The organism is Tahibacter harae (assembly GCF_024437735.1).
In the GTDB taxonomy this organism is placed as follows: domain Bacteria; phylum Pseudomonadota; class Gammaproteobacteria; order Xanthomonadales; family Rhodanobacteraceae; genus Tahibacter; species Tahibacter harae.
Genome location: NZ_JANFQO010000016.1, coordinates 99,927 through 116,111 on the forward strand (window position 1 = coordinate 99,927; position 16,185 = coordinate 116,111).

10 protein-coding genes are annotated in these 16,185 nt (G+C 63.8%); 1 reads left to right on the forward strand and 9 read right to left on the reverse strand.

The features are described 5' to 3' along the window. Positions 1 to 177 precede the first annotated feature (177 nt). The 6 genes from NM961_RS16850 to NM961_RS16875 all read right to left on the reverse strand — a co-directional run bounded on the left by NM961_RS16850 (position 178) and on the right by NM961_RS16875 (position 10,012). The gene (locus NM961_RS16850) at positions 178 to 852 is read right to left on the reverse strand and encodes a hypothetical protein (protein WP_255915580.1); all 675 of its coding nucleotides are present in this window, start codon (positions 850 to 852) and stop codon (positions 178 to 180) included. Positions 853 to 957: 105 nt separating this feature from the next. Further along, on the reverse strand, positions 958 to 1,770 hold the full coding sequence (locus NM961_RS16855) for a hypothetical protein (RefSeq protein ID WP_255915581.1): 813 nt from the start codon (positions 1,768 to 1,770) through the stop codon (positions 958 to 960). A 23-nt stretch (positions 1,771 to 1,793) separates the two neighbouring features. After that, positions 1,794 to 5,399 carry an LVIVD repeat-containing protein gene (locus tag NM961_RS16860; protein WP_255915582.1) on the reverse strand — a complete coding sequence of 1,202 codons (3,606 nt, stop codon included), beginning with the start codon at positions 5,397 to 5,399 and terminating at the stop codon, positions 1,794 to 1,796. 228 nt (positions 5,400 to 5,627) lie between these two features. Then, the gene (locus tag NM961_RS16865) at positions 5,628 to 6,104 is read right to left on the reverse strand and encodes a GIY-YIG nuclease family protein (protein WP_255915583.1); all 477 of its coding nucleotides are present in this window, start codon (positions 6,102 to 6,104) and stop codon (positions 5,628 to 5,630) included. A gap of 31 nt (positions 6,105 to 6,135) precedes the next feature. Further along, on the reverse strand, positions 6,136 to 7,953 hold the full coding sequence (locus NM961_RS16870) for a hypothetical protein (protein ID WP_255915584.1): 1,818 nt from the start codon (positions 7,951 to 7,953) through the stop codon (positions 6,136 to 6,138). 1 nt (position 7,954) lies between these two features. Then, a complete protein-coding gene (locus NM961_RS16875; RefSeq protein WP_255915585.1) occupies positions 7,955 to 10,012 on the reverse strand; it encodes a heme-binding protein in 2,058 nt (685 codons plus the stop codon). Positions 10,013 to 10,653: 641 nt separating this feature from the next. Here NM961_RS16875 and NM961_RS16880 point away from each other — a divergent pair. Continuing rightward, the gene (locus tag NM961_RS16880; protein WP_255915586.1) at positions 10,654 to 10,839 is read left to right on the forward strand and encodes a hypothetical protein; all 186 of its coding nucleotides are present in this window, start codon (positions 10,654 to 10,656) and stop codon (positions 10,837 to 10,839) included. 25 nt (positions 10,840 to 10,864) lie between these two features. On the opposite strand, the gene NM961_RS16885 is transcribed toward NM961_RS16880, so the two are convergent. The 3 genes from NM961_RS16885 to NM961_RS16895 form a co-directional block, all read right to left on the reverse strand. Beyond that, complete coding sequence (locus NM961_RS16885) at positions 10,865 to 12,547, reverse strand: cytochrome c3 family protein (RefSeq protein ID WP_255915587.1); 1,683 nt, start codon at positions 12,545 to 12,547, stop codon at positions 10,865 to 10,867. Positions 12,548 to 12,643: 96 nt separating this feature from the next. Continuing rightward, on the reverse strand, positions 12,644 to 13,552 hold the full coding sequence (locus tag NM961_RS16890) for a hypothetical protein (protein WP_255915588.1): 909 nt from the start codon (positions 13,550 to 13,552) through the stop codon (positions 12,644 to 12,646). 5 nt (positions 13,553 to 13,557) lie between these two features. After that, a complete protein-coding gene (locus NM961_RS16895) occupies positions 13,558 to 15,972 on the reverse strand; it encodes a cyclic nucleotide-binding domain-containing protein (protein ID WP_255915589.1) in 2,415 nt (804 codons plus the stop codon). Positions 15,973 to 16,185 lie beyond the last annotated feature (213 nt).

A 16,185-nucleotide genomic window follows, 5' to 3' on the forward strand; every position in this document is an offset into this window, starting at 1 on the left:
TCGAGAAATTGACCTTAGCTGGTAGGCCTTGCGAGCCTCTCCATGGTCTTCATGCCGGAGCGATGTTCGTCACTGAAACGGCGTCTGTTCGCGTACTCCTAATCACCGGAGCTCATCTACCGCATCGACAGGTTCCTGAGAGCTTGTTCAGAGGTTCCTTAAGTCTCAGATTGAATGCTAGTCAGTATCCGCCGAGCGATTGTGGTGCTTGCTGGCTTCCGCCTCAATCTCCTCGAATGGGTGTGGGGTTTTAGGATCTATCTCCTCATCTTCCTGAGTGTATTTTGAAAGACACTCTGCGGCGCGAGCAGCAGCATGGCTCAGGCGATCAAAGTCCTTGGCCATATTGTCGAGAAAGCTTTTGGTTACAAAGTCAGGGGAGTCCTCTGGAATTGAATCAACGTCATACGGCCCATGCATCCTTGCGACTGCAGATGCCAAGTGCCCCAACCGGCTCGCGGTGTTCTCGTCGAAATCATCCCATCGTTCGACCAGTCGCTCTAACAGCGGTGCTTCTATTGCTCGTTTACACATCGTGCCAATCATCCACGTCCCTTTGGCGGGAATGGCGGATCTCGTAGCATAGTATGGGGTCAATGCCCGCAATAGTTCTTCTATTTCACGCTTCAGTGGCCCGGCTACCGATCTGGCTCGTCGCTCACGAGCTTCCTTTGCCATCAATCGATTTTGTTCATTGGCTTCGTTGGCTGCGCGTGCGGCGCTCAAAGCCGCTTTGGTGGCGAGAGCGGAAAAGAAGATGGCGAAGGCAGCAACTAGTGCTGAAATTGAAGAGGCGATTGCCGAGACCGCCGCCCACTGTTCACTTGACAATCCCAAAAGTTGCGTTTGCATATGACCCTGCTGTTAGACAAGCTTGTCTAGGTGCGCAAAAGTGATGGCACAAAGTCGTGAACTGGTCGAAATATTTGAAGTGAGATCAGATCAAATTTTCATGCGCTATGGCCATCTCTTCTTGCGCAGTACGTATTGACGATCGGGATATAGAAAGTAGAAGAACTCGGGCATATCTGGTATTTGGAGTTGACTTGCTGAATTGGCACGGCTTGCAGACTCAGCGGCCGCGCCAGCACGGCCAACAGCATCGGTGAGTGGCTCCAATGCTTGAATCATTATCCATACCGCATGCTTAGCCGCTTCGTCGTGCAGTGCGGGCAAGCGAAACCAGTCTCCAAGACCCATTGGGCGTCCTGAAAGGTCGTGCGCGAGTACAAAACTATTCTCGGCAAGAGCGGACTCGGCGAGCGCTGCAATCGTTTCGAACTTCTTTTGCTTCCGGGGACGCACATGTGCTGCGACAACAACTTCGATCAGTGAATTCCATTCGGCGAGCACGTCAACCCCGGAATTGCCGGATGCAAGGGCGTCGAGGTTCGAATAACGCGTCGACTTGGCAAACGTGCTAAGGAAGTCAATAAAACTCGCAACTAGCGGCTCAGTTGGATGTGTCGTGGCAATCCCGTAGGCTGAAAGGGCCGTGCGGTATAGGTTGGAGAGGTCGTGAGAGAATCCCTTGATCGCCGCGATGCCAGGCGGTTTAAGGTGATTCGTCGCGAGGTGATTAAGAATTAGGATCAGCTTGCATAGACGCTCCATCCCAATCGAAAGATGAAAGAAGGCATTGTAGTAGCGCCCCCTATCGCCAACGTGAGCCCTTCGTAGCTCGGTGAGTCCGCTCGCAATCAGAGAAGACGAGAGATACGCCTCCTGTTGAAGTTGAAGAAAGAGTTGAGAAACTTTCGGCGTTTTCATGAATAGCTAGCTAGACATAAAGACTATTTCGGCGTGGTATCGCTCACACTCCAAGGCCTTCCATCGGCATCGAGATACAGCTTCTTCATCTCCTCCAGATTGAACGGCCGCGACCCGATGCGTCCAAACACCGCAATCTGGTTCCCGCTCTCATCCACGCCACGGTCACGTTCGAGGCCCCGCGACAGCGCCAACGCCGGCTTCGCCGTCTCCCGCCAGGCAATCAATTGCGGCTTGGGATCCGGACTGAAGCCGTAGAACTTAGGCTGCGACTCGGGACTGGTGAGCTGTATCACCTTCACCCCATTCCTCCCATCCGCCACATACGCGAACAATGAAGCATTGGTCGTGCCAACGATCACGTCGTTCGCGTCATTGAGCTTCCCGCCGGCGTTGAACATCTCGTACAGCCTGGGCTGCTCGGGCCGGGTGATATCGACGATGGCCAACCCTTCTGCACCGTTGGCGATATAGGCATACGTCCGCGCCAGATGCAGCTTGCGTGCGTCGCCCAGGCGCAGGAAGGCGCCGGGTACTTCGTGGGCTTCGGCGGGCTTGGTCACATCGAGCACATGCAGGCCATCGGCCGCGGTGACGAAGGCATAGCGGAACTGCACCTGCACGGCCCGGGCGTTGGCGATGGGTACGGTAGCGATGCGCTTGGGCCGCAGCGGGTCGTTCATGTCGAGGACGACGATGCCGGCGTCGGTGGCCACATAGAAGGTGGTGCCGGCAATGGCCAGGTGCCTGGCGCCAGTGAGTACGCCGCCTTCGTTCCAGGTGGCGGCGCGGGTGAGGAAGTTGTTGCGGAATTCGCCGTCGGCCAGGGTGTCGATGTCGGTGACGATCAGGCCTTCTTCGCTATCGGTGATATAGGCGTACCGATAGATCGGGTGCATGGGCTGTTCCTGGTTCGCCTCGATCTTGCGTGCGGCTTCGTTGCGGGCGAAGGAAACGGGTTGGGTGGTGGCGAGCATCACGCAGGTGGCGTTTTTGCTAGCGATGCGGGTGTCCTGGCCCAGAGCGGACGAAGGTGCGGTGATGATGCGCTGGGAGAAGCCTTTGTTGGCGATGCTGGCCACGTCGTAGACGCGCATGCCTTTGTCGCCTTCGGCCACGTACAGGTATTCGCCGCGCAGCTGTAGGCACTGGGCCTTGCCGGCGTTGTGTTCGTAGGCTTCCTGCAGGCGCTGGCCGGCTTTCTGGTGGTTGGCGTACCAGTCGGGGTAGGCGTAGCGCTGCAGGTAGCTGCCGATGACGGCTTGGGGTTCGTCCCATTCGGTGACGCGCACGGCGGCGATTTCGCCGTCGCCGCCTACCCAGGCGTTGAAGCCGACGAAGTCGACGAAGCGGGTGCCCAGCAGCAGGGTCTGGGCGAGGATGGCGTTGTTGTCGTTGTCCTTGGAGAGATGGCAGTCGGTACAGGTCTTGGTTTCGGTCTTGCGTTCGGTGTGCGGGTAGTGCGGCGCAAAGGCCTGGGACGAGTAGCCGGCGGAGGATACGGGCGGCTGCTGGATGTAGATGCGTTCGCGGTTGATGTTGGTGGAGCTGAGGATCAGCGCGGAGGAGGAACGTACCGGCGCGATCTTGTGATCCTTGATGCCGCCGTGTACGCCGAGGAAGAACATGTCGTCACGGGCAACCTGCGGGTTGTACGTGGCGAAGTTGCGCGTGAAGCCGCCTTCGTATTTGTGGCGTTCGGTCTGCGCATTGGCCTGGATGGGCAGGTGGCAGCCGCCGCAGCTGGTGGTCCACGAGGTGTGGCAGGTGTAGCACAGCATCTTGTCGTCGCCGTGGGCGCGCTGGTCCAGCGGCACGTCGGCGCCGAATTTCTGCGTGGCGGTGTCGCGCGACATGGCGTGGGCGCGGGTGGCCTTTTCGTTGTAGTGGGGCGAGGCGGGGTTGGACACGTCCTTGGTCAGGCTCATGGTCCATTCCAGGCCGGGCGTGACGGCGGAGCGCTGGATCAGCGTATCGCCGTTCCATTCGAAGCGCTTCTTGCCGTCGGGGTTGCGGATCAGCAGCAGGTCGCGGCCGTTCTTGGGCGCGGCGGGGCCGGAGGTTTTCAGCGTGGGCAGGTTGTCGACGGTGCCGTGGCAGTCCTGGCACTGGATTTCGACGGCGCCCATGACTTCGGCCTTGAGATAGCCGTTGCCGTGGTTGTCCTGGGCGAAATGGCAGTCCACGCATTGCATGCCGACATCGACGTGGATGGAGGACATGTGGACGGCTTTCTGCCATTTCTTGGGATCGTTGTCGTCAATTTTCTGCTGCTGTGCATCCAGCAGGTTGCCCTTGCGGTCGCGCGAGAAGATGCCGCGGAAGTTCCAGCCGTGGCCGTGGTAGTCGGCGAATTGGGTGTCCTTCAGCTGCGGGTTGAGCAGGGAGACGTCTTTCAGGAAATCCACATCGCGCCATTTGCCGCGGATGGCCGCTTCTTCCGGGTTGCGGTTGAGGGTCTTGAAGATTTCCTCGTCGTCCGGGTAGTGCTGTTTCTCCGGCCACAGGAAGGGTGCATCGGATTCGTAATCCCACATGGTGTAGCCGAGCATGGAATTGATGAACATGTTCGGCTGGTGCATGTGGCAGATCATGCACTGGCTGGTGGGGATCTGACGGGTGAATTTGTGCTTGATCGGGTGGCCGGATTCGCCCTTGGGAATGGTGGGGTCGATCTGCGCGCTCATGCCCATGTTGCCGTACTTGGCGTGGATGGCCGAGTGGCGCGGATCGCGGTCGTTGGCGTAGATCACGTGGCAGGCGGAACAGCCGGAGGAGCGGAAATCACCGGGGTTGTCGTTGGTGCCCAGGAACCAGGTGAACGGGTCGTTGAGGCGGGTCTTGTGGATATTGAGCACCGGAATCGCGACGCGGCTGCCGGTGCCGGGGCCGCGGTTGGATTGCTTGAGATCGGGGCGGCCGGGTTCTTCCAGGCGCTGGATGGCGCCGGTTTCGCTGGGTACGCCGATCTCGGGGAACAGGTTGGAGATATTGCGGCCGCCGCGTTCGAACACGCGGAATACATCGGCCGGCGGCACGGTTTCCCAGGCGGGCATGGGGCTGATCTTTGGCAGGATGCCGGCGGCATCCATGGCGGCATCGTTTTCCACGCCGTTGCTGACGGCGGAGGGTTTGCCGTCGCGGGTATAGGCTTCGCCGAGTATCGAATGTTTGAACGGCAGTATGCCGTTGTTGTACGCGGCGGCGCCCCAGAACATGGCGGCGTTGGCCATCAGGCTTTTTTCCGCCTGCTGGATCAGCGGCAGATGGCAGGCGCCGCAGGATTCGCGCGCGATGCGCAGATCGCCGGGGTTGATGAAGCGGGCGAATTCTGGCGCTTCCTGGATCAGGTGGGTGTAGCTGCGCGGCGGGTTGGCGCTGGTGGGCCAGCGTTCCGGGTATTGCGGCAGTACGTGGGCCTTGTCCATGGCGGCGATATAGCCGGCGCTGTAGTTGCGTGGGGCGGCGGACGCGGAGGCACCGCCGCCGGCGCTGGCGGCGTGGCCGATTTCGGCGTGCTTGTCGCCTTTGGTGGCGCCGGGGTTTGCCGGCGGTGCATTGCCGAAGACGGTGGCATCGCCGCCGTGGCAGTCGGTACAGCCCAGCACTACGGCTTCGCTGGCGTGCATGGTCTTGCGGTCGGAGGCGGTATGGCAGGAAACGCAGCCGGCGGATTTGGCGTCGGCTTGACCCCAGGTCTGGAAGGCGGGGGCGGGGGGGGCGGTGACGTAGGTGCGGTCGACGCGCTTCGCCTCACCGGATGCTCCGGTGAATTTCGCGAATGAGCAAAGAAAAACGGCTACTGCCAATGCTCTGATAACGCGCGCGGAACGATTCATTACCGGCTCCTGACCACATTAAGCATGTATGACTAGCTCTTTTCCAGATAGATTTTTTGAGCTCTGATTGCCGCGAAAACTGATGGAGTGCGAAGGGCGTCTGGCACTCTTGATATTGACCAAAGGATGTCCGTCAAGCAGAAACTGTTGGATCAATGCTTTTTCTACCAGGGCTGTAATCTTCTGCTTATCCTGCCCGGATTTGGGTTTAATCTCACAGAAAAGTAGAAATCGGCCGCCATTTTTTGCTTTGGCGTTTTCTTTTTGCTGAAGAAGGTCCGTCATCAACTTGTTATTATTTAGCTGGCCTGCTATTCGATTAAACAAGTTCATAGCTTTTCCGACGTAAATGACGCTGTAGTTCTCGCCGAATTTTCGCGTGAATACATAAACGCCAGGGCCTTTTGGGATGTTTTCCAGGTCCGTCGTATATTGGCTAGTGCCTGTGCGCCTTTTTAGAAGCATCGGGCTATGCCACTGGCCGACAATGTTCATTTAGACTCCTAAAAAATGTATCGAATCGGATCTAGTACGTCAGGATCAGGTTCCCCAGCACCGTGTAGTACAGCGACTTCTGATCGCCATACAGATCCTTGAACCCCGAACCCGGCAATAGCGCCGCGCCGGAAAGCCGCCAGACGATGTTCTGCGTCGCGAACGGCCGCCAGATCCAGGCTACGGAGACATCGGTGCCTATGCTGCGGCCGATGTTGGCCTGGTTGCGCGCGGTCTCAAGAATTTCGGTCTTGTCGAACCACAGCTGGTTGATGTTGCCGGACAGGCGCGATTGCGGCGTCAGGTCGAAATCCGCGCCCAGGCCGATCAGGCGCAGGCCGGGATTGTCGAAGTTGGATTGGCCCTGCTCCTTGGACGGCCGCAGGTCCGGCAGCAGGCCATTGCGCTGGGAGATGGCCACGCCGCCGCCGCCGATCAGCGGTACGTTCTGGCGTATCCAGTAGCTGGTGTCGGCGCCGGCGAAGATGGGATTTTCGAAGATGGCATCGAAGCCGGTGGAGCGGTCGTCAAACGGATCGTCGTCGCCGCTGGCGTAGGCGGCGGAGAGGCGGGCGCGGATCCAGTCGAAATCCATCGAGGCTTCGGCGGCGAGAAAGCCGGCGCGGATATCTGTGCCTTCGGCGACGAACACGCCGGCGGATTGATCGCCGATGGCGTAGTAGCCGGAAACGGTGAGATTGAGCCGGCCGAAATGCCCGTCGCCGTTGTAGCCGATATAGGTGACGTCGTATTCGCGCGGCGCTTCGCGGCCGATGGCGGCGGGGCGCACGATGAAGCCGTTGGAATCGTAGAAGGAGTCGGTCTCGCGGTTGCGGTTGTGGATCACCGTGGCCTGCGAGGTGAAGCCTTTGACCGGGAAATCCTGCCGGTACAGGTTGGCGACGAAGATATCGTCCTTGCGCGGGCTTTCGGTGACGTCGTTGAGGCCGGAGTTCAGGTCCTTTTCCAGGCGCCGGAACCAGGCGACGTTGTACTGCCAGCGGTTGGAATCGCGCGTGCCGAAGAAGCGGATGCCGGGCTGGTTGTCCTGGAACAGGAAGCCGCGGAAATCGCTGGAGAAGGGCTGTATGCCGATGCGGAAATCGTCGAAGTCGTAGCGCGGGCGTTCGCTGGAATAGTCCCAGGTGAAGAACAGTTCCTGCACGCCGACGAAGCCGTCGTCGCGGGTTTCGCCGAAGGTGGGATCGACCGTCAGCGTGCGCGTTTCCTCGGTGCGCACACGGTTGTAGTTGAAGGCCAGCGTGGCCTTGAACTCGTAGGTGGGCGGCTTGAAGGTGGTATCGCCCTTGTACAGCAGGCCGCTGGCGATGACGGTCTGCGCGGCGATGAGCTGGTCCACGTCGCCCAGCGTGTCGTTGGTGCCGGGATCGCTGGGCGATTGCGGCGCGGCCGGTGTCGGAATGCTGCGCGGTTCGATCAGCGTGTCGGAGACGGCAAGCAGGTTGAAGAACCAGTCCTTGCCTATGACCGGCTTGTCGGCCTTGAGCGCGTTCTGGTTGTACGGGTCGTACCAGGGGTGCTTGAAGCCCAGCGATTCCATGATGCGCCAGCGGTCCGGCACGGGGATGAATTCGCCGGCCTGGTCCACCGGTGCCGGGTCGACATTGTCCGGGTTCTGCGGCGGCGACGGCGTCCAGCGTTCGTACGGATGACCGGGCCGGCGGCGCGGGATTTCGGAGGCGAAGGGATCGTAGGTCGGCGCCGGCAATAGTTGCGTCAGTTCCAGCCAGTGCAGGCCCACGCTGGCGGTATCGGCGCGGGCCGTGCCCGTAGCCGCCAGCGCCGCCAGCAGCAGCGCGCACAGCGGACGCAGTCGGAAGGGGCGCATGTCACTTGCCCTCGCAGACGAATTGTTCGTTGGAATTGAGGAACGGCGACTGCGGGCATTGCACGTAGGACAGGCGCGCGCCGGAAGGCACCAGCTTGTCCGCGCGCAGGTTCAGCGGCGCATTGCCCACGCCGGTGTTGAGCGCGACGCCGGCGTTGTGCAGGCCGAGGAAGGCGACGAGGTCGCTCTGGTCGGTGCCGTCGCCCGATGCCGCCACGCCGCCGATCAGCGTGTTGCCGCGGTAGATGGGGAAGCCGCCGCCGAACAGGGTCATGCCGTTGGGCAGGCGCGGAATGCCGGTGCAGTTGCTGCCGACATCGGCGATGGGCTGCGGATTGCCCGGCGTGGGCGCCGGCGCCAGCGGCACGCCGTCGAGGTTCAGTGCCAGGCCTTTCTGGTTGAGATAGAAGGCGACGTGCGCGGCGATCTGGTTGTAGACCAGATCCAGCTCCAGGCCATCCTGGAACGGGCTCCACTGGTTGAAGGGCAGGCTCAGCGGCCCGGGCGGGCTGCCGGGCACGCCATCGGGATAGAACGGCCGCGACAGGTTGCCGATGGTGCGCAGCGAATAGGCAACCTGGCCGTCGCTCCAGGCAGTGGGCAGGCCGAGGAAATTGCGCAGCAGCGGCACGTAGCGGCCGGGGGCGCTCTGCGCGACGGTGGAGAAATCCACGATGCCGGCACTGAAATCGAGGCTGGCGCGCAGGTAGCGCGCGCTGGCGGTGGTGGCGATATCGGCGGCGGTGAAGCTGCCGGAGAAGAAGGCGGCGGTGCGCGCCTTCTGCGTGGTGACGTCGACCGCGTCGACCAGCGCATCGCGCGAGCGCGCCAGCGCCAGCACCACGCCGTTGCTGTCGACCACGACCACGGTTTCGCCGGCGCGCGAGCCCAGCGGCTTGCGCACCTGGGCGCGGGTGCGCGCGGCGACCTTGAGTGATTCCTGGACGATGGTGCGGACTTCGCTCTGCGTCAGCGCCGCGGCGCCGTCGGTGCCGGCGCGTGGCGGATAGCGGTTGGTGCCGCTGCCGTTGTCGAGCACGAAGGCGTCCAGGCCGGGGTAATCCGTGGTATCGGGGCGTATGCCGGACTCCACCGTGCCCAGGGCCAGGCCGCGCAGCACGACGGGGTCCGCATAGCCGGGTACATCCAGCAGGCTGCCGTCGGCGGGCGTGAGGTTGGCGAAGGGCGGGGCGCTGGCCGGGTCGCGCGCCAGTTCGGCAAATTCCACATCGGTAAAACGCAGCGAAAGGCCGCCGGCGGTGATGCGGTCGGCGCGGCGGTCCTGCGGCGCGGCGAAGCCGAACGTGGCGGCCAGGGCGACGAATTCGTCGAGATTGCGGTCCTTGTCGGCGGCGTTGTCGTCCAGGCTGTACAGATCGTCCGCACCGGCCGCGGCCACGGCGCCCACCGGCACGCCGGCCTTGTACAGCGGAATGCCACCGGGATCCGGCGACAGGCCTATGGGCGAACGGTGCGGGCCGGCGCCGGTGCCCACGCTGAAGCGCGTGCTGATATCCGAGCACGGCAGCTGCGAGAATTGCACGCCGAACAGCGGGCCCGACGGCGCGGTGCGGTCGCCGGGGTTGAAATGCTCCTGCGCGATCTGGCCCGCAGTGCGCGAGGTGAAGGCATTGCCTTCGGAGGAGAAGTAGACCGCGGTCAGCGCCTTGGCGATGGCGGCGAATTCCGCCGGCACGCGCAGGCCTTCCAGCCCGCCGACCACGCCGCGGCCGGAGCTGACCAGCACCGTCGCCGGCGCGCCGGCCATGGCGTAGGCGGCCAGCACGTTGCCGACGCGATCGACCACGACGAAGGTGGCCGGCTTGCCCTGGGCGCGCGCCTCGGCCACGCCCTGGGCGATGACCTTCCGTACGTCGTCTTCCGTGAGGAAAGACTGGGCAGTGCCGCAGGATCCGCTGCAGCCGGAGTCGGTGGAGCCGGGTGGAGGATTGGTCGGCGGTGCGGTGCCGACGGTGCTGCCGGAGTTGCTGCCGCCACTACAGGCGGTCAGGGCCAGGCAGAAGCCGGCCAGCAGCGTGCGAAACGGCGATCTCCCCATCGCGGCATCCTCCGAGTGGGCGCGGCGCTTGGTGGGGCGCGTTGCCACGGGTCTCATCAGTGTTTCTGTGGGGGAGTTTAGCTGAGGTGGTATTGGGAGTGGGGGTTGATGGGGCTGGGTTTCCGGGTTTTTGGGCGGGTTTTTTGCCGGGATCGGGGTGGGTTCCGGGGGGATGTCACTGGGGTGGGGTGTTTTGCGTATTGGGGGGATTTGGGTTTGTGAAAGGGGGCTGGGCGCTGGCCTTGCGGCTGCGGCGGGAAGGCGTTTCGTTGACCGGCTGAAACCGCCGTTGCAAAAGAAAGTAGGCAAAGAAAACACACCCCAGAAGCCGCGGCCTACGGGAATCCTGCCCTTCGGCTTCGCGAGGCGGCTACGGGGTCGTGCGAAGGGTCATCCTGGCCCTGCGCACGACTCGCGCCCATCCCTGGATGCTACCCGCGCTGCGCGCGGGCTGGTCCTACTCCGCCTCGCCGCGGCTTATGGGGCCCCGGTAAGGCGGCGCACATCCGTGTGCGCAGAAGCAACAGCAAAAGCCACAGCCACAGCCACAGCAAGGGCACAAGCCGAAGCACAATCACGGGCAACCGCAACCGCAACCGCAACCGCAACCGCAACGGCAACCGCAACGGCAGGCAAGGGTGATGAGCTGTTCTGAATTCTTTCCGGGTTTCATTTTCAGGACGAGGCTGCATATGACGGCGCAGGTGCAGGCGTTCTGGCAGCACGCGATTCCGCGCAGTGCCGGTGAGCGGATCAGCCTGACGTTTCGGGCGCTGCGTGAGGCGGGCAGTGGCACGCGACAGCTGAAGCAGATCATTGCGTTCTGATGGCGGCAGCGCGGTGCCGGGCGCGCTACAGCTGTTTCAGCAGCAGATTTTCCGCCTGATGATAGCGGTGGCAGGCGATACAGGTGCTGGCCACCTTGCTGCCGCCGGATTCGCCGGCGTGGCACTGGCGGCAGTTGGCTATGCCGGGGATCAGCAGGTCCCCGGCGCTGGTCGATGTGTCGGCCTGATGACAGTCCTTGCATTGCATCGTGGAATGTTTGGCGTGGGTGAATTTCGCCTCGGCATACCAGATGCCGGCCACGCGCACCGGCGCGATCTTCCAGCCGGCGCCGGGCGTATTCGCTGCGGCGGCGTCGCGCGTTACGGTGTGACAGGTGACACAGGCGCGGCCGGTGAAGAGGCTGTCGGCGACCTGGCGCGATTTGTCGCGCGCCCAGCTCAGGGCTTCGATGGTCTGCTGCGGGCTGAGGCTGGCTTCGCCGGGACGGCGGCGCTGCTGTACGAAGCCGGGCGCGCTGGTTTCCGTGTAGCCGCCTTCCAGCGCGCGCTTGGCGTAGTAGTCATCCAGCATATAGACCACTTCGGCGACTTTCGCATGCGGCACCTGGCGATCCGGAGCGAAGGTGTCGAAGCCCAGCGTATGGCAGTCATGGCACATGCTTTCAAAGGCGACGGGCTTCATGGCGAGGCCGCCGGCGTCGGGCTGGTGGCAGCTGGCGCAGTGCAGATCGCGCCGGCCGCCGGGCGAATTCAGGCCGGGCTTGAGATGCAGGGCATGGTCGAATTTCAGGCCGGAGTTTTCTTTCAGCTGCGGCGTCAGGCGCGTGAGTTGCGGCGTGAACTGGCCGCTGGCATCCCAGGCCGGCAGGCGCAGGCGGAATTCGGGATGAGCCTTGCCGAAATCGGTTGCGGCTTCGAGCTGGCTGGCGCCGGCAGTGCGGGTCTTCAGATCGGCATGACAGCCGCTGCACAGCTGCTGGCCGGTATTGACCATGCCGGCCAGGCCGAGATGGTCCTGATGACAGCTGGCGCAGCGCGCCTCGCCGAGCTGGGGCAGGTTGAAGTGGGCTGGATCGGCGTGCGCGGCCATGCGCGTATGGCAGTGGGTGCAGGCGGTATCGCGCACGGTGAGGAACGGCTTGGCATGGCATTGCTTGCAGTCGTCGCCGAAGAAGCGGTGCGCGGCGTCGAGCGGGCCGGGGTTCCAGCTTGCCGTGGTCGGCAGGCCGGTATGCGCCAGCAGCCGGCCCAGCGGCGGAACGAAATGCGAAGCCAGCGGCAGCAGCAGTCCGAACAGCAGCACGGCGACGAAGGCGAACCAGGACGGCAGGCGTTTGCCCAGCCAGGTCTGCTTGAGCGACGTGGGCTTGGCGCGCCTGGCCTTGGCGGCTTCCTGCTCGGTCTTGTCCAGTGCGCTGATTTCCACCGCGGCTTCGAAGTCGCGCGGCGGATCGAGCAGGGTGATGCGGGTCGAGGCGATCTCCACCGTCGCGCCGGCGCCGACATTGGCCGCATAGGTCAGCGCACCGTTGACGCGGATGCCCGCCAGGATCAGCGATTCGACCTTGTAGTTGCCCGGGCTGATCGCGGTGACGCGCGCATGGTTCAGCGCGGCGCGGATATCGGAAAGAAAGATCGCCTGGTCGGCGGCGCGGCCTATCGACAGCACCTCGCCGAAGTGCACGTCTTCCTCGTAGGAGACGGCGCCTTTGCCTTGCTTGAGGACGCGGCGGATCAGCCAGCGCATGGGCGGTTCCGGAGCGGCCGGCGACGCTGGGCGTGCATCGCGACGGTGCGGCGTGGAGGTGCCGGCGAGTGGCGGTTGGCGATTCGCTGCATGGCGCTACCAGTAGAAGAATACGGAAACGACATGGGCGATCAGCCCCGCCACCGTCGCGAACGACAGCGGCACATGGAAGTACAGCCAGATTTCCATCAGCGCCTGGTACTGGATGTCGCGGGCGACTTTCGAGGCCAGGGCTTTCTTGCGCGAGAGCAGGTCGATCAGCTTGCGCAGGGCTTCGGCCTGGCGGTCGTTGGTGCCGCTGGCGAGGAAGTCGACCATGGCGAAGATGGTCTGGCCGGACTTGGCACCGCCGGCGGCCTGGTTGTTTTTCTCGCGTGCTTCCAGTGCGGCGCGGATGCCGGCCAGCGCGGCGTCGGAATCATCGCGCGCGCGCAACTGGGTGAGCACGCCGCCGCCGAGGCGGGTGTTCTGGATGGAGCGCAGCACGATGCTGTGCACCTTGGGATCGATGCCGTCGGCCAGGGCGAGGGCGTTCTGGTCCAGCTCGGCGATTTCCTCCAGCATGGCGCTGCGCGTGGCGCTGTCGCGGTTGCGCGTCATCAGCGTGGGGTAGCGCAGGTAGCAGTAGACGCCGAAGAAGCCGGAGAAGATCACCAGCAGCATCAGGATCAGGAAGAAGGTGTGCAGGTTCCAGCCGACCTGGAAGCCCGCATGCAGCAGGGCAATCAGGATCAGCGTGGTGCCCAGATAAATGTGCGCGGACAGCCAGCCGCGCAGGCTGGAGCTGCCGGAGTAGGAGCGCTTGCGCAGGCCGAACAGCATCAGCCAGAGGATGAGCAGGCCGGCAATCGTGCCCAGCGTATAGCCCAGCCAGGTGCCGCCGTTGGGTGGCACGGACGGCGAGTGCCAGGCGTAGGCGATGAGGCAGGTCAGCGACAGGGCCAGCGAGAACCACAGCCAGCGCGAGCGGGCGTGGTTGAGGATGGATTCGTGGCGGGCGTTCATGGCGATCACCGCCGCGACTGCGCATAAGCCGGAAACTCTTCAGGCGAAATGCGGATGGCGGCGCCGGTAGGGCAGGCGCGCACACAGGCCGGCCCGCCTTTCTCGTCTTTGCACATATCGCATTTGACGGCCTTCTTTTCCTTAGGCTCCTTCTTCGATTTCTTCGGATCGTACGGCGCCTCGCCCGGTCCCGGCCCCAGTCCCAGCAGCAACCAGCTCAGCAGCCCCGGTTTCTTCGGCGGCTTGGATGCCATATGGATCACGCCATAAGGACAGTTGCGCTCGCAGTTGCCGCAGCCTATGCAGTTGTCGGCGATGTAGACCTCGCCGTTGGGCGCGCGGCGCAGGGCGTCCGGCGGGCAGTCTTTCATGCAGTGCGGGTGTTCGCAGTGGCGGCAGGAGGTGGGTACATGCACGCTGGCATAGGTGGGGCCGGCCTCGCGGTCCAGGCGCGAGGTGCCGCCGTGGGTTTCGGCGCAGGCTTTCTCGCAGTTGTCGCAGCGCACGCACAGGGATTCGTCGATCAGCAGGATGTCGGTGGCTTCGCCGGCGCCTTGTGCCAGCAGGAACTGGATGATGTCGCCGCCGCTGGGCAGGGCCTGCATGGCCAGGTTGGAGGCGGCGCGCTGGCGGTATTCGGCCTGCAGGCGCAGCTTGAGCACGGGCATGCGGTTGACCAGTTTCTTGAAGCTGTCGCCGTCCAGGCGCACGGTCTCGGTGGCGATGGACGCGCGCGCGGTGGCCGAGCGACGCGATTCGCCGAGCAGGGCCATCTCGCCGACGTAGTTGCCGGCCGGCACGTAGGACAGCACCACGTCCTTGCCGCCGATGGTGCGCGAGATGGTCAGCGAGCCCACCCGCACCAGGTGCAGGCAGTCGCCGATCTCGCCTTCGCTGAACAGCACGTCGCCGGCGGCGAATTTCTGCAAGGTGGCGCCGGCGACCATTTCCTTGAGCTGCTCGGCGCTGGCCTCGGGCGCGAAGCGCGACTGGATCGCGCGCAGGATGAAGACCTCGTCGATCTCGCGCTTGACCGCGGCCACCGAGTTGATCAGCCGGTTCATGGAGCGCCGCGGTGTCTCTATCAGCACGCAGCCGGCACCGGCCTTGACCGTGGCGGAGCGGCGCCGGCCGGAGATCAGGCCCATTTCGCCGAAGAATTCGCCGCGGCGCAGAGTGATGTGCTGCTGGCCGGCATCGTCCAGGGCGATATGCACTTCGCCGTCGACGATGGAATAGAAACTGTTGGTGTAATCGTTGCGCGCGAACACGGTTTCGCCGGGGCGCGGCGTGCGCAGGTCCGAATCCAGCATGAATTCGCGCAGTTGCAGCGGCGTGATATGCGACAGCACGCGCACGTTTTTCTGGATCCGCGCCAGCGCCTCGTCCACGCCGCGGAAGCCGGGCATGCCGCCGAGCTTGGCTTTCAGCAGCGGCTCGTCGGCGGGTTCCACGCGCTCGCCGCGGATGTATTCGATGACTTCGTAGCCCTGGTTCATCGCCTGCTTGATCAGCGGATAGCCGCCCAGCGCGCCGACGATGTAGAGGCCTTTCACATTGGATTCGTACTGCGGGCTGATCGCCGGCACTGCGGCCGGATCCTTGCTGGGAAAGACTACGCCGCAGGCTTCGACAAAGCCGCGCGGCGCGGTGGCGCCGAGGCGGGCGATGACGCGGTCGATCAGCAGCTGCGCCTTGCCGTTGGGCGTGGACAGCACCATGCGGCCTTTCTTGCGGCCTACGCTGAGGGCATCGACGCGCTCGGGCGCGGCGTTGTAGTAGCACTCGATCAGGCCGTCCTCGATGGCCTTGAGTATGGCGGTCTCGTTGCCTTTCTTGGCGCGGGCGAATTCGTCGCGGCGGTTGATGATGACGACATTGTTCTGCTTCGCCAGGGCGATGGCGTTTTCTATCGCCGCGTCGCCGGCGCCGACGACGACGATGGTCTCGCCTTCGTATTCATCCGGATCGTCCAGCTGGTATTGCACGAAGGGCAGGTCCTCGCCCGGCGTGCCCAGCTTGCGGATATTGCCCTGCAGGCCTATGCCCAGCACCACGAACTGGGCCTCGAAGCGCGCGCCGTTGGCGCAGTCGAGCTGGAACAGGCCATCGTCGCGGCGCCTGATCGCGCTGACTTCGTGGTTGTGGCGCACGTTGATCTTCAGCCGTGCGGCGGATTCGTTCCAGGCGTCGAGGATGGCCTCGCGCGAACCGGCCTTGAACGGCACGGGCGAGCGCAGCGGGAGTATCCCCGGCTCGTCCATGACGAATTTGCCTTTCTGGTAACGGAAGATGGTGTTGGACAGGTGCGGCTCGGCTTCCAGCAGCACATGCGATTCGCCGCGTTCGGCCGCACGCGCCGCGGCCGAGATGCCGCCCGGGCCGGAGCCGACGATGGCAATGCGGAAGCGCTCGCTCATTCGTTCCTCGCTGGGCCGGCCTTGCGGCCGCCGGGCTGCTGCTACGAAGGCGCTGTGCAGCGGGCCGCCGGCGGCGGTCCTGGAGCATGCGCACCGACTTTAACGCATACGGGCGGCTATCCATGACAGAAGGGCGCGGCTCCTAGCATACTCGGCGCCGGCGGCGGGCCGCAGCGGACCTTCGTGCCCGGCCGCGCCGGTCCGCGAACGGAG